Raw genomic sequence first — 15509 nt, 5'->3', positions numbered from 1 at the left:
CTTGCTGACGGTTCGGCCGTGTTACATCGGGTGGCTGCTGTCGGTGTCGGTTGCATATCAGGTGTCCTCCGGGAGGAGGTCAGTCGCGTGAAACGCGATTCTGAACGGCTGTTGCCAGGTAATCCCGGCCATGTGGGCGCCGTTCTTTCCCCATTCGAATGGTGTCATCGGGGGCGAGTCGACCCCGGGCGGGCCTGTCGCCGGAACCGGGACGTACGAGAGCGCGTCCGGGTCGCCACCGGGGGCGACGTCCGTCCACGTCAGGTCGTCCCACGCGAACGGACCGTCTTCGTGGCCGTTCTCGACGACCGTATCTAGGCCGAGACGGGGTTCGCCCGGGGGCTCTTCGATGACGATAAAGTAGCCCGCCGATGCATCCTCGTCTCCGTCTCTGAACTGCTCGGCCGTGCGGTCGAATCCCAGGAACGTGATATCCGGGTCAATCGTCCCTCTGAAAACCGGATACCGGACGCCCTGTGTCCCGGGTTCTGGCGTCGGGCTGTCCGGTGAGAGAAGTGGCGTTCGCGTACCATCGACCATCTCAGCGCCCACCGCGTAGACGATGGTGTTCGGATAGCGACGGAGTAGCTCGCCACGGAGCAACACGACAGCGTCGCTGGTTTCGCCCCCACCGAGGAGGTCATCGCCGAGCGCGGTTGCGTCGTCGCCGATACCCCAGGTGTGGATGTCGTCGATGTCATCGAGGTCACTTCCTGTTTTGGGCGGGACGGCGCCACGGCGGTCCCAGAACCGCTTGAAGTAAGTCCCTCGCCGATCCGTGGGGTACTCTCGCCAGTTGAGTTCGCGGGCCATCTCGTGGTTCAGCCCAACGAGGTGTGCCGCGACGAACTCGGGGTTGGTCTCCAGGAGGCCGATGCTGTCAGGTGGCACGTCAGCCACCCCTGGGAGGAAGTGTTCGACGTCAAGGTCACGGAGTGATTCGTACATCGGCTGTGGGAACTCCGGAGCGGCCATGATGACGTCGAGGGGGTCACCGTCGGTTCGGTCCGGGTCGACGGCGTTGATTCGGCCGGCGACTCTTGCGGTCACGGTCATCTCCGGGTCGGTAGCCCCGGAGACGAGGTCGGCGAGCGGGGAGAGTGGTTCGACAAGGGTGGGGTCACCGAGTCTGGCATCGGGCCTAGCCGACGGGAACGGTGGCCGTGGGTCACAGACTATCGACCGATGTCGGGCTGCCACGGGGTCTTCCGGAGCCCCAATCACGGCGGTGAGGAACGTGACGAGCAGTTCGAGGTCGGCACAAATCGACCGGAGCGCTCGCACGACGTTTCGCGTCTCGCCGTCGTCAGCCGACGTCTCAACCGACGCCTCGAGACGAGAAAGCAGGTCAGCCACGACTGTGAGTATCCGTACGAGTTCCCGGAACAGGACGCTCGAGAGTCGGTGCGCGGACGACCCACTGGACCGCACCCACACGAGCAACTCTGCGACGAGCCCCGGCGTTCCCGACTCCTCGTCACCGCACAGCAGTCGGCAGACGTTTCTGAGCGCGGTGAGACGTGCCTCCTTGATATCTGGGCGCTCCTCGACGGCTCGGAATCGGTCGAGCGAAACCTGGCAGAAGTCCTCGTCGAGATGCGTGAGTGCCCGGCGTCTGAGGAGGGTGGCCAGCTCCGACAGCACCTCTTCGAGCGCTTCGAAGGCCTCACCGACCGGTTCCTGCTCCTGCATCTCGGTCAGGGTGAGCAGGTAGTCCAGATCCGAGAGTGCCGTCTCGTAGTCGCGATAGCACTCGATGAGTCTCGCGAGCGCAGCGACTTCTCCTCGTGGGTCGCTCTCGTCGAGGGCCGCCTCGAGAGTTTCCAGCCCGTCCTCACAGAGACAGCGGTGAGCGTCACGGAGCCGGTCGAAAACGGCCTGGTAGCGCTTATCGAGACTGTCGGTGTCGTGTTGCTTGAGCGCCGCGTGGAGCTGTTCGCGCGACCGGGCGGCAGTCGCACACCAGCCATTTAGTCTCTGACGCAAGTCACGTCCCTCGAGCTCTGGGGCCCACGCCGGTGGCCAGGGGCCGCCCGATTTGGAGATGGCGTCGCCGAGAGCCGTACAGAGTTCCGTGACCTCCGGGCGCCGCTTGGTTCCAGGTTCGATGACGACGGTCCCATTCGGCGGGCTCTCCGACTCGACGAGGAAGGGGCCTCCTGGATGGTCGTCGGGCCGGTCGAAGGTTTCGAGTACCGACGCCGGAGCAAGCGGGTTCGTTCCGCCTGCGGCTCGTCGAAGTCGCTTCCCAAGGGGGCCACCAGGCCGTGATAGTCGGCGGAACGAGAGCGAGAGCACGCCGCGGGGGACACGGCTCGCCTCGACAGTCGCGTGGACCGTCTCCTCGTCGCTGACGCGAGCGTGCATCGGGCCGGTGACCGTCAGCAAGTCAGCCGGTGACAGTGCCGTGAGGTCGTCGTGGATTCCGGCCGACGCCGCGCGGGCCAACTGTGCCCGGGCGAGCAGTTCGTTCGCCCGTCTGACGTCACCCACTTGCTCCCAGGCCGACCGCATCAGCGCCTCCTGTTCGTGCTGGACCACCTGCGTCCCGTAGCCGCCGGCGATTCGGTGTCTCGGGTCGACGTTCAGTTCCCGAAGCCACGGAACCGCACCGGCGTCGGTCCGCGCGTCGACGGACGGTAACGGAACACCGGCGTGTCTCTCCCCGTACACCGGCGGGCCGAACGTCGGAGGGGTCGCCGACTCGTCGACCTGACCGAGGATGCCAGCCAGGTCGCTGCGGTTCTGACTCGGGTAGGGAACCTGATCGAGACCAATCGCTCGCAGCGCGCCCTCGACTCGGACGTCTGTCGGGCTGTAATCGAACAGCTCCGGGGGCCCGGGGTCGGTGGCATCGATGTCGCGGAAGCCGACTGACGTCAGCTGTTCCGCGTCGAGGCGACGGACGAGCGCCTCGAAATCCCCCGCTGGCCCGGTCGAGAACCGCCAGGAGAAGTAGACGGGAAGCTGGATGGACGAGGGGGCAGCGTCTATCTCCCACGCCGGGGTGACGGAACCGGTTTCCGTCTCGTCGTCGCCCGTGTTCGGATACGGCTCCAGGCCGAGGCCCGCGCGTCGTCCCGGTTCGAACGTCGGGACGACGCACGCGAGGTACGACGTGTCCGGTTGGAGCCGGCGTGGGGCGACCAGCCTGGAGAGCGTCCTGACGGAGTCACGCGCTAGCTCGTCGGTCAACCAGGTCGCCTCAGTTGCGCCCGAACTCGGGTCGCCGACGACCTGGACGTGCGCCCACGCCCACGACTCCGAGAGGTCCGGCAGTTCCGCGGCGGGGTCGGCGTCACCCGCGATTTCGAGTACGGGTGTCTCACGCCGAGTCCCAGTCGTCAGGGAGACGCCGTCCTGCTCGCGAACGACGACGAGCGTCATCCAGGGGCGGAGCTTCCCCTCGGCCGTCGCCTTGGCCGGGCTGAACAGCCACGGAAGCGTCGGCGTGTCGAACTCGACCATCGGGAAGTAGTTCGGGGTGAACTCCGGTGTCTGCGGTTCAGGCTCGGTTCGCACGACCTGTCGATGGTCGAAGCCGAGCACGTCTCCCGGGCCGTACATCCGGATGTCGACCGTTTCCGGGGTCTCAGGACTCGTGGTCCCGTTGCGCTCTGCCTCCGGTGTCAGACGGACGGCAAACTGACTCGGATCCGCTATCGGGCCATCGAGCGGGTCCGTCGTCGACGGGATGAACCCGCGTCGAAGCCAGGGGACGAACCGGTACTCGGCTCGCTGGCTCACGAGCCACCTCCGTCGGCCCCGGCCAGTTCGTGTGCTGTGACGACCTGGACGTCGGCGTCAGGGATCTCGGCGAGATACGCGTCGCGCGCCTGTTTCGCCTGTGTGTAGGTGGTTCCCGAGGCGTCGACACCGGTCGCGGAGACGTGTTCGAACGAGTCGGTTGTGACGACGGTGTAGCCAGTGTCCTCAACGGAGACCGCATCGCTCGTCCCCCCGGTGAACTTCACCGACCCTGTCGTCCGAGCGTCGCTCGTGGCGACGGCACTCACCTCGCTGAGTGCGGTCACGACGCGAGGTGAGATGAACGTGTAGAACGGGACGTCGTTCTCCTCTTCGTCGACGTAGACGCTCTCGTACTCGAGGGTCGCTTCGACGATTTGGTCACCGAGCGACTCGTTCGTCGCGGTCGGTTTCCCACCGAACGCCAGCGCGCCGGTGCTCACCCGATAACCGGCCGCGAACCGCTCGAACGATGGCGCAGAGAGCTTCTCGGCGTTGGTCATGTCGAAGAACTGTGCGGGGGCGAACTGAGCGTCGAGTTCGTGACGCTCGTCGTCGATTGTCTGGCCGGCAACGGTGATATCGCCGACACGGAACGTATCGTAGTCGGCGGGCTCGGCGTTTCCGTATCGCTCGATAGCGACGTCGAGCGGCACCACCCGCTGGACCACCTCGATGTCGCCAAGCGGATGGGCCAACAGCTGCGTCTCCTCGGCCGCAACCTCGCGGAGCGTGACGAGTGAGTCACCGCCGCGGGGGAGCTGTGCACTCCAGTTGCCCGGCTCGCTGAGTGCGGCACGGAACTCGGTGAACACCTCCGCCGGGGGGATACCGGGCGACGACGCCGCGCTGCCGATGGTCGCGTTCACTTTGACGGTCGCGCTGAAGAGGAAGAGGTCGATGTACGCCTTCCCCTTGACTCGCCATGGGGACGGGCCTTCGAGCGAGCCTTCAAGGCCGAGCCCGAGCGAGAGCCCCATCCCCCGAACCCTGACGTGGGCAGCGAAATCGATTAGGAATCTGAACGGGTCGAACTGGAAGAGGGCGTCGAAGCCGAGATGGCCGCTGACCGAGAACCCGGCGGCCTTGGCGTAGGCGTCGACTGCCGCACCGACCTGGACGGTGTTGCTCGTCAGTGCGAAGTAGCCTTCCATCCGGAGTCGTGGGTTGTCGCCGCTCGCCAACGCGACAGCCACCCGTGCGAGCGGGGGAAACTCCGGTGGCGGCTGGAACTTCGGGTGGAACCCGCCGACAGCCAGCCCGAACCCGGGGTCGTCACCCCAGTTGGTCCGCATCGCCATGTCGCCGGTGAGGGTGTAGGCGACGACCCGAGAGTCGTACAGGCTGGCGTCGACAGACGCCGTCCCCTCATCGAAGTTAATCACGCCGAGGGCGTTCATCTGGAGCAACAGAAGCGGCGCCTCCGGTGTTGGGAGCGCCGCCTGTATCCGACCGAGTATCAGTAACCTGACCGGCGACGGAAGTTCGAGCAACAGCCCGAGCTGGGCGCGAACGATGGTCGGCGTCCCCCACCCAAGCTCGGCCATCGGGCCGAAGACGTGCTGGTCCGGTGTGGGTGGGAAGAACCGACGGAGGTCGCTGATGAGCGTCGGGGCGTTCCGAATCGGGTCGTCAGGGAACAGCACCGACTTGATGCTGTTGTCCTTCACACCAGCACGGAGTGGGTCGACACGCGCTCCGCGATTGATCCCTAAGAGTCCGCCAACTGCGTTCAGCGTGAACCCGAATCCGAGCTGCAGTGGTGGGAACTCACCGGTGATGATGATCAGCAGGGAGAACCCATCCGAGCCGTCCGGGAGCTGCGTCGTCAAGAGCCCGACGGCATTGAGGGTGAGACTCCCGACGGTGAGCGTCAGAACGCCAGCGTACCGTTGCTGTTCGTGGTCGAAGTAGAGATACCCTCCGCCGACGACGGCACTCGCATCGACCGCGAGGCCGACCCCGTTGGGTGGTTTGAATCCGATGTCCGCGTGGATAGGCCCGAGGTTTCCGTCCCCGTCCTCGGGGAACGAGAGCGATACCTCGAGCCCGACCCCTTCGATTGTCGCCGCGATGGGACCCAGTTGGGCGCTCGCCGTCGTCCCAATGTAGACAGGCACCCGCCGACCGTCAGTGCCTGGGTCGGTCTCGCCGGTCCCGCCGGGCAGCACACCGACGGACAGCCCGTCCATCGACAGGAACTCCCCAAGCGAGACGTGTAGTGGGAGCTCTAACTCTAAGGCGCCGCTCCCCTCCAGATGGACACCGCGACTCGTCGACCAGCCGAGGCCGAGGTCGAAGTCAGTCGCCATTCCCTCCGGGAACACCTTGCGCAGGAAACTGTCGCCGTCACCGGGTTCGAGCGCGAACGTCGACTCCCGTGCACGGGCCATGACACCGTACTCCTGTGTCGAGCTGATGTCGGCGGTGCCGTCGACTTCGAGACGGCCAACCTCCAGTCGCGTCCCCTCACGACCACCGACACGGAACGCGGCACCGGAGTCGTCAGGGAGTCTGACGGCGGTGAGCGAGACGTTCAGATGACCGTCGGCACCGTCGAACGTGACGGCGTCGGAGCCGCCTCCCGTATCGATGGCGAGCGCTCCGCCGTCCGAATCGGCCGCGATGGTGAACGCCCACCGTCCGACCTGCATCGGGACGTCGGTACTCCCGTTCGGAACGACCACGAGCGTGACTCCGTCGGCGTCGTCGAAGAGGACGTGGACGCGAACAGAGAACTCGGCCTCACCGGCCTCGAACCGGACACGAACCCAGCCCAGGTCCGTCCCACGGTCGGCGAACGGGAGCTCGAGGTCCTCGGTAGTCGATCCGGGGCCGTACTCGACCGGCATCCCCGTCGCGTAGAACAGTGCGGTGAGCATCGGAAGTATCTCCTCGGTGAGTCGCTCTCGCAGGTCGGGTTCGTCCAGTGACCCGGTGAGTCCGTACTCGGCTTTGAGCGTGTCTACGGGGTCGGTGAGGAGGTCGACGACGTGGCCGAAGTCGAAATCGAGAGCGGGTGAGGCGTACCGGACGACGGTCCCATCGTCGAGCGTGAGCGTCGGGCGGGTCGCCGGCGTCGCGGGCCGGAGAAGCGTCAGGAACGTGGCCACCTGGAGCGCCACAGGGTGGTGTGTCCGGAGGAAGCCGACGACGAGGAGGGTGAAGAGGTCTTCGCCGAAAGCCGCGTATATCTCCACGGGGACGCCCGCAGTGTCGTCGAGCGCCTCCTCCAGACCGGCCATCGCGTCGACGAGCGTCGACGCCGCCTCAAGCGCGTCGAGGAACTCCCCGAGCGAATCCGGTGGGTCCTCGATGAACCCGGCGAGGTCCTCGGCGGCCGTCACGACCGCCTCGAGCGCCTCCACGACTGTCGCTTGCGGGAGCGCCTCGACATCCCAGCCGATAGTCCCGAACAGTCGATGGCGTGCGTGTTCGCTCTCGATGGCCTGTTTGAGCGGCGCGAGGAACTCCTCGAGGGCCGTTGTCTCGGGACTCACGACTCCACCACTGCCGTCGGCCGCGGGTGGTCGCTATCGTCGTATTCGAGCGAGACGACGTACTTGCTCAGCGGGAACGGGAATGGGAAGGGCTTGTCAGGGTCCTCGTCGTTCGCGAGTCGCCACCAGAGCGCCTGAATCGCCCGCTTGTCTGTCGTCCCCCACTCGAAGACGATCTCGCCGACGTTGTTCACGCCGACAATCTCGGCGCCGTGACCGTACTCGCCGCTCCGGTCCGATGGCCCGGGGTCCTCGTTGTACACCCACTGCCGCCACCAGTCGACCGCTTCGTAGTAGGTCGCCATCGCCTTCTCGCGGGTCTGTGGGTCCGTGCCGTCGTGTTCCGGAATCGCAAAGTCATCAACACCGGTCTCCGGCGTCTCGCTCTCGTCGTAGTACGTCGCGCCATCGACGTAATCGACCCGGTAGCGCCAGTCGGGCTCCGGAGCTGGTGCGAGTTCCCACGTCCCGATATCCATGCTAAACTGTGTCGTCGTGGGGTCCTCGGTAGTCGTACGCAGAAATCGCCGGAGTTGCTCCGGGCGTTCGTTCCAGCCGAAGACGACCTCTTCGGGCATCCCGTCCAGGAGCTTTGCGAGGGGGTATGCGAGCAGCAGTGCCTCTCGTTTCGGAACGTCGATGTCGACGTCGGGTATCAGGTTAACCGCACCTTCGATGAGGAAGACGAACGGGTAGAGGAGTATCCACGCGGCCTGATAGCCGAAGGAGTTGAGGAGCGAGGTTTTCAAGTCCTGGTTCTTCGCGGCACTGGCCGTGAACGCGGCGACAACGAGGTCAGTGACCGCTTGATCGGCTGCTTCGTACGGTTTTTCTGCCCAGTACTGAACGCGGGTGCCGAACCCGTAGTGGACATCTCCCGAGAGTGAGATTACGCGTGACCTCGCTGGGGAGTCAGCGAGCGCCTGACGTCGCAGGGCTAACCGTGAGATGAGTCGCTCTCTCGCGGCATGCTGAAGGCGCCAGTGCTCGTAGTCTGCCGCCTCCGCCCCACCGAGATAATACGCGAGGTCCTGAGCGAAATCCACGACCGGTGGGTTCCACACCGGCACGGCCGAGATGACAACGGTCACCTTCGCAGTCGCGGCGGCGTCCGGAAGCTGTGTTTGGAGCGCCGCCGCACTGACAATCTCCGGTGGCGCCAGCCCGTCGTCCGGGTCGAACCCTCGCCTCGTCCGGGTGTTCAGGACCAGTGCCTCGTGGCCCAGGTCGCCGTTGCCGTCGGCGGTTCCCGAGAGCGAGTAGTGCCACTCGAGCGGGTCCGCCGGCCAGGTCAACGACTCCCCGCCGACCGAGGGGATGTCGAGGAGGGCGTCGAGCCCGTCCCTGTCGATATCGAGGTCGGCAGTACTCCCGTCGACAGTCACGGTGTCGAGTAACGTGCGGCCACGGGTTCCGGCCGCAAACTGCTCGGGGGTGTTCCCCCAGGCCTGACAGACGGCGTACGAGACGAGACCGTTCTGGATGACCTGCTTGCCCATCGATTTCCCGAGCACCCGCTCGGTCCAAGCACCGTTGAGAAACCAGTCGTCGGTCACTTCGTGGTCGTCGAATATCATGTACGTCGGGACGTTGGCGAGCGCCCGACGGACGTTCGGAAGGTCGGCCCCGAACTGCTCGACACGCTGTCTCGCCTCCGCGAACTCTTCGAGTTCTGAGGCGGCGGTGCTGAATGACACCATGTCACCATATCGACCCGCGTTCTGCAGTTGCTCCCGCACGTGGCCGATGTGGCCGACGTTCTCAATCCAGTCATCTGGGTCGGTGAACGCCGAGGGGTCGCCGAGTTCGCGGATGAACCGCATCGCAGTCGCGTACTCCTCCGGTAGGACGTCCTCCGGCGTGGGAACTGTCGTCGGCCACGTCGTCTCGGAGAAACACGCGAGGTACATCGCGTAGTACTCTGCCAGCCCGAAGAGGTGACTCTTCGATTCGCCGGAACTGAACCCACAGTCACGTTCGGCAACGGTCGCACGCTGTCCCGGTTGCAAGTCGGCGATCGTCTGCTGGCCGTCTGCGGTCTCGAACCGTTCCGTCTTACCGAGGAGTGCCGACCCGAGCGGGATGAGATGGGCGAGTAACGAATCGGCGACATCGTCGGCGTATATCTGGTCGCCGGTGAGGAACAGCTGGTGTGGCCGCGCGGTGGCATCGTGGGCCGTCGATTCAATCATCTTGTCGACCGCCGGCAGCGCGTCGAATCCCTCGCCGTGTGGCTTCCGACACGAGGAGTGGACGAGTCGGAGGTCGTTCGGATCCGGCGGTGGCAGCGAGAACGTCGGGCCGGCCTGTTCATTATACGTAATCGATTCGAGGCCGCCTGTCAGCACGTTCGCGGTGGAGAGCGTCTGTCCGTTCCCGAACGCGATCTCGTACTCGTAGACCGTCCCGTGGTCGAGAGGTCCACTGACGGTGGTCGTGGCGGTGATGACACCGACGTGGAGATGCTCGCCGACCTGAACCGTCGTCTGGGGGTTGCCCTGAAGGACCGAGTTCGTTCCGTCCGAGACAGTGAGAGTGAGCGTCCGTGGCTCCCGCAAGGCGACCCAGACTGCGACGCTCGTCGGCTCAACACGCCGGAGCAGTGGTCCCGCGAGAACGAGTGGGAGCGTGCTCACGTCGACTGTTCCACTCATTTCCGCCTCCCCTTCTGCCCCACCACCCCTGTACGGTCGCGTTCGCGCGTGTTGATCCTGCGGCCGAGGCCACTGTCGGTCAGAACCCGCCCGCCCTCGGATATATTTTCGAAATCTAACATGACCGTAATCTGACTGGCGGTGACATAGCTTTATCGGCGAGGGAAGTCGGAGAAGCGGTTACGCAGCGCCCAGTGGTACCGAAATCATCTTAATCAGATCGTCCGGCTACGTTGCTTCGCGAGCGAGACGACGGCGTTTTCAGACCATTTTCGCCACAATATATCATACTTACATACACTCCGGTTGGACGGCGTATGTGAGAACGAAATACAGTCTATTAACCAACAACGGACCCCAAAATTCCAGCTGTTGTTGGTTAAAGACAGTCGAGTACCGTACTACCAGACCGTTTCAGCCCTCAGCGTAACGAGAGGACCTCCCTGGCTATATTGAAATCCTTAGTAGCTGACAATACTACCGTGTGAGATACAGAGGGTTTCAACAGAGCCTTTGCACACCCAATCCGTCCCGCTTCAGTCTCTAGTAGATTTGGTACTTCTCCGAAGCTACTAGTATGGCGATACCAGTGAGATACTCCTCAGGCTGACCGAGTCTAACCGTCTAAACAAGGCCCAGTGTTTGTGGTCGAGAAGAGAGCGATTGCACCGAGCACTGTTGACCCGAGTGGTCCCCAACCGATCCGGGCAACCTCTGCCAGTGGCGACGCCGAACGGTCCAGGACGCGCCAGTCAACTAGCGCAACCGCCGATAATCCAACCAGTACGTACAGGAGCGTCGTGATACCGATAGAGAGGAGGACCGCACGCGGGATCGTCATTGTACAGGTCAGCCATCGGCCGCAGGTCCACTCTCCCGTCCCCATACTTTGTGAAGTAGCCCAGCAGCAGCTCACTTTTGTTCGTGGTTCCCAGTACGAGGAGGTCGTTCACATTCGCCTCCATGTACTCGAAAACCATCCTGGTTCGAGCACGAGCGTTCCCCGTTGCCAGCTGCTCCGCGTTATACGGCGTCTGCTCTTGGAATCCTTCGACGACTGGCACGATAGATATTATCGTCGTCGCTCGGCGCACCTGGCAGAATCAAGCCTGTGACGGCATCGCTCCCGACCGCCTCGACGGCGAGCGTGGCTCCCACTGCCGAGTCGAGTCCGCCCCTGACTCCGAGGACGTATCCTTCACTCCCGGCCTCCTCCAACTGGTCGCTGAGAAACGCGACCATACGATCGATTGCGCGATCGAGATTCACGTCACCCATAGTGAGACATCACAGGTGCCAGCAGCCTATACCTTCGCTCGGTGAGACGAGATCGTTATATGGTGTTCCGAACGCACTCCGAGGCGTCATCCGACCCAATCGAGTCGCTTTGTGAGTCGACTCGGGAGCCACGGATGGTGACAGCTCCGTTCCTCCACCAGAGAAAACGTGGCTTCTTCTCACTACTCCTGGCGAGGTGCAACGTAGTCACATTCGCCCACGCACTCTTCTTTGAGCGGGCTTTCACCGAGCACCTGTTCGGATTTCGCCCCACTTCGGAAGACAGTGATGCCTTTGAGGTCGAGATCATGGGCGGACAGAAAAATCTCTTTGACGTCGTCGACGGATGCGGATTGGGGCAGGTTCACGGTCTTGCTCACCGCGTTATCGACGTGTTCTTGGAACGCCGCTTGCACCCGGAGGTGGTGGTCGGCAGGGACATCGTGGGCTGTCTGGAATAGCAGCTTCACGTCGTCAGGAATCTCCTCGACGTCTTGGATCGTAGTTCGACCGTGGAGGTCCTCGATGAGTTCGTCAGAGTAGAAGCCTCGATCCGTCGCAATGTCGACGAAGCGGTCGTTGATGATTTCCAGCCCGCCCATCACTTGTTTCGTGTAGGCCACGTTGTAGATGGGTTCGATACTGGCCGAACAGTCCGCGATGAGTGAAATCGACCCCGTGGGGGCGATCGTCGTGGTGGTTGCGTTCCGCATCGGCCCCTCCCGGATCGAGTCTTCCCACGCCGGGAACGGCTCGCGTTCGTCCGCCAGTTGCCGAGACGCCGCCCACGATTCCTCGTGGATGAACGTCATCAACTCGTCCGCGAACTCGACGGTGTCCTCGGAGAAGTAGGGGATTCGGAGGTCGACGAGCATGTCCTGAAACCCCATCACGCCGAGGCCCAGTCTGCGCGTTTTGGTCACCATTTCCTCGATCTCGGGAACAGGAAACTCCGACATCTCGATGGCGTTGTCGAGAAAGCGCACGGCGAGGTGGACAGTCTCGCGGAGCTTCTCCCAGTCGACTTCCTCGCCGTCCGTGTGGTGGCCGAGGTTAATCGATCCGAGGATACACGCCTCGTAGGGGAGTTCGGGCACTTCGCCACAGGGGTTCGTCGCTTCGATCCGCCCGAGCTGGGGTGTCGGATTGTGTTCGTTGATCGTATCGAGGAACAACATCCCCGGATCACCGGCCTCCCACGCTGCCTCGGAAATTTGATCGAGAATAGCGTCAGGGTCCGCTCGTCGAACAACCGCGCCCGTTCTTGGATTTATGATCTCGTAGGAGTCATCGGACGCGTAGGCCTCCCAGAACTCGGCGGTCGTCGCCACTGAGAGGTTGAAATTCCGCAGTACGTCATCGTTGTCATCGTCCGACTTGACAGCGATGAACTTCTCGATATCGGGATGAATAACGTCGAGCACGCCCATATTGGCGCCGCGGCGGCGTCCTCCTTGCTTGATCTGCTCGGTCGCCGCATCGAAGATTTTCATGAAGCTCACCGGGCCCGACGCGACACCGCCGGTTTTCTTCACGATGTCGCCCTCGGGACGGAGACGCGAAAACGAAAACCCGGTGCCACCGCCGCTCTGGTGGATGAGCGCCGTTTGCTTGACGGCTGTGAAAATCGACTCAATCGAGTCCTCGACCGGCAGGACGAAGCAGGCGGCGAGTTGCTGGAGCTCGGTTCCAGCGTTCATTAGCGTCGGCGAATTCGGGAGAAAATCGAGATTGCTGATCGCCTCGTAAAACCGCTCTTCAGTCGTTTCGACATCACCACCGAACTGCGCCTCGGCCCTCGCGAGATTTGACGCGACACGATGAAACATCTCGTCCGGCGTTTCGATCACGGTTCCCTCCTCGTCCTGTTGCAGATACCGCCGGTGGAGGACGGTTTCAGCGACACTATCGAGTGATCCCATACGTCTAGGCATGTTGTGTGTTGTATTAAGACATGGTCTCACACCTCATACTCTGAAAATATTAGAGTATTCTCCAGTGACACGTTCGCAAATAGGTTCCCCCATTCGTCTTTAGTTAGACCTCACACCTCGGTTGCGTAGCGGTAGCGAGCGTCTCTTGGAGTATCGTTCGTTGCTGGTGGATCTTCTGGGCATCCTCGATCAGCCGCTCCAGCAACGGCGGTGGCGAGTAGCCGAGATACTCACCAAGTTCGTGGAGGATAAGCTGGGCGTGCGACCGGAAGGTCGCCGCCCAGCGTTCCGGTGGAAACACGATCTCGTCGTCAGCCTGCTCGGTAACCAGATCCAACAGCTCACGGCTCACCAGCAGTGACAGCAACGCCGCATACAGCAGAATTTTCACTACATCCGGGTCGCTTGTGTCGAACTCGTCCAACTCGTACTGCGTCTTCAGTTCACGAAACAGGGTTTCTACTTCCCAACGACACCGATACAACGTTGCTAGATCCTCTGGGAAGAACTCATCTCGCGGCAGATTCGTGATGTACAGATGGTAGTCGTCGGCGTCCTCATCGCGGACGCCGACGACGCGGAATTGCTTCGTATCCAGCGAGCGCGTTCCCTCGTACTGGCCTCGCTTGAACTCCGCTTCGACCTCTACGTCGATATACTTCCGCGAGAGATCATCGACTACATCGTGGATCTGCTTGCCCTCCAAGGGAATGGCGCGCCCGCGCCATTCCCGTAATTCCTCCGTTATCACCGGGTTCGCGCTCTTCTTCAGCCGACTCACGAAGTAGCCGTCATTCTCGTCGATCAACGCGAACCGGCGGTACTTGAAGTACGCCAGATCAAGCAACACCAGCCGTCCTTGTAGCCACGAACCTGTCTTGAACAGCGTGCTGTCGTGCGTTTTCTCGTCTGTCACGTCGATCCGTTCAATCGTCTCATCGGTGGCGTTGTGGAGCAGGTGGAGCTTCGCTCCAGCCTGCTCCTCGTGACGGGCTTGGAACTCATCAGAGAGAAACTCGTGCAACCGCAACACCGTTCCATCAGCGATCATCACGTCCCTGAATCGGTCGATATCAGCGTCAACAGCGTCGGGAACAGCGACCTCGTCGAGGCCGTGCTCGACGAGGTCGCGCAGATACTCCGCAAACGTCGGCGTCAACCGCTGATGGAATCCGCCGGGAGAGAGCGGTTCATCGGCGGTAGCGTTGTAGCTGCGACGGAATCCAGCGAGTGTTCGGCTCTCGCCTGCGGCGAAGCCGAACACGAACGACCACACGAGGGCGGGCATCTGTGTTTTCCTGTTGCGTTCGACCACGCCGAGTTCCTCGGCGTGCTCTTCGAGGAACTCAGATGGAAAAAGCGTAGTGAGTCGACGCATAATTCGAGGTGAGGACGGAGAGTTGTGCACAGACTTCTCCTCCTCACTCCTTCCGAAAAGTAGCCTCGATAAGCCGCTACTGTCACGCGGTTCGTCTCCTAACTAAAGACGGATGTAGGTTCCCCTCAGTCGTCTGTTCGGAGTTCCGTCACCTTCTCTATATTCCACGCGTATCCCTTCTCGTCTTCGGGCGTCTCGAGAACCATCGGCTTCTCGCGAAGTGCGTCATGGTTGACGAACTGGCGAAAGCCCGCCTCACCGATTTCTCCCTCGCCGATGTGCTCGTGCTCGTCTTTCTCGGAGCCGAGCGGATGTTTCGAGTCGTTGAGGTGGAGATACTGCACGTTCTCGATGCCGACGGTCGAATCGACCTCCTCAACGAGATCGTCCATCGCTGCTTCGTCGGTGAAGTCGTACCCCGCAGCGAAGAGGTGGCACGTATCGAGGCAGATCCCGAGATCACCGTACTCGTAGGCTGATGTCTCCACCATGTCATTGAGGTCTTCGAGTCGCTTGCCGACAGTGGTGCCCTTTCCGGCTGTGTTCTCCAGCAGAAGTGTCACGTTGTTCGGAACGTCGACATCGGACAGTCGCTCACCGACATTCCCGATGCCGGTCTCCTCGCCGGCGCCGGTATGCGCTCCGGGATGGAACACGTAGTACGGGATGTCCAGCTTCGCCGCCACATCGAGTTCGTCCTGAACACAGTCGATAGACTTGCTCGCGAGGTCATCTTTCGGCGTCGCGAGGTTGATGAGATATGTGCCGTGGACGATCCACGGACCGACGTCCTGTTCGTCAGCAGCGTCTCGAAATGCTTCGGCCTCCGTCTCGTCAATCTCGCTGGTCGCCCATCCCCGAGGGGATCCGACGAAAATCTGCCCACAGTTTCCGCCCACTTCGACTTCCTGTTCGACGGCCGCCTCGAGTCCATCGGAGATGGAAACGTGTGCTCCGATCCTGAACATACTCAGTACTTCACGAAGCCGGTTAGTTGAGACGTCTGCTTGCGGAAGGT

General features: G+C 62.6%; 6 protein-coding genes and 1 pseudogene. All 7 read right to left on the bottom strand.

Annotated features, from left to right (window positions below):
* Window positions 1-57 precede the first annotated feature (57 nt).
* A complete protein-coding gene (locus NKJ07_RS21775) occupies window positions 58-3747 on the bottom strand; it encodes a hypothetical protein (RefSeq protein ID WP_318570642.1) in 3690 nt (1229 codons plus the stop codon).
* The gene (locus NKJ07_RS21770) at window positions 3744-7247 is read right to left on the bottom strand and encodes a DUF6603 domain-containing protein (protein WP_318570641.1); all 3504 of its coding nucleotides are present in this window, start codon (window positions 7245-7247) and stop codon (window positions 3744-3746) included. The genes NKJ07_RS21775 and NKJ07_RS21770 overlap by 4 nt, the downstream gene beginning before the upstream one ends.
* The gene (locus tag NKJ07_RS21765; RefSeq protein WP_318570640.1) at window positions 7244-9901 is read right to left on the bottom strand and encodes a metallophosphoesterase family protein; all 2658 of its coding nucleotides are present in this window, start codon (window positions 9899-9901) and stop codon (window positions 7244-7246) included. The genes NKJ07_RS21770 and NKJ07_RS21765 overlap by 4 nt, the downstream gene beginning before the upstream one ends.
* Before the next feature lie 752 nt (window positions 9902-10653).
* Window positions 10654-11143: pseudogene (nadE, locus tag NKJ07_RS24490) on the bottom strand (NAD(+) synthase).
* 218 nt (window positions 11144-11361) lie between these two features.
* Entirely contained in the window at window positions 11362-13101 is a 1740-nt protein-coding gene (locus NKJ07_RS21755) for an adenosylcobalamin-dependent ribonucleoside-diphosphate reductase (RefSeq protein ID WP_318570638.1), read from the bottom strand.
* A 115-nt stretch (window positions 13102-13216) separates the two neighbouring features.
* Window positions 13217-14491 (bottom strand): IS4 family transposase, encoded by a 1275-nt coding sequence (locus tag NKJ07_RS21750; protein WP_318570594.1) that lies wholly within the window; start codon window positions 14489-14491, stop codon window positions 13217-13219.
* Between the two features lie 125 nt (window positions 14492-14616).
* Window positions 14617-15459 (bottom strand): deoxyribonuclease IV, encoded by an 843-nt coding sequence (locus NKJ07_RS21745; RefSeq protein WP_318570637.1) that lies wholly within the window; start codon window positions 15457-15459, stop codon window positions 14617-14619.
* Between the last annotated feature and the right edge of the window lie 50 nt (window positions 15460-15509).

It is taken from the genome of Salinigranum marinum, assembly GCF_024228675.1.
Classification (GTDB): Archaea; Halobacteriota; Halobacteria; order Halobacteriales; family Haloferacaceae; genus Salinigranum; species Salinigranum marinum.
The sequence above is the reverse complement of the archived record's forward strand: the minus strand, read 5'-3'. Positions and strand labels throughout refer to the sequence as shown.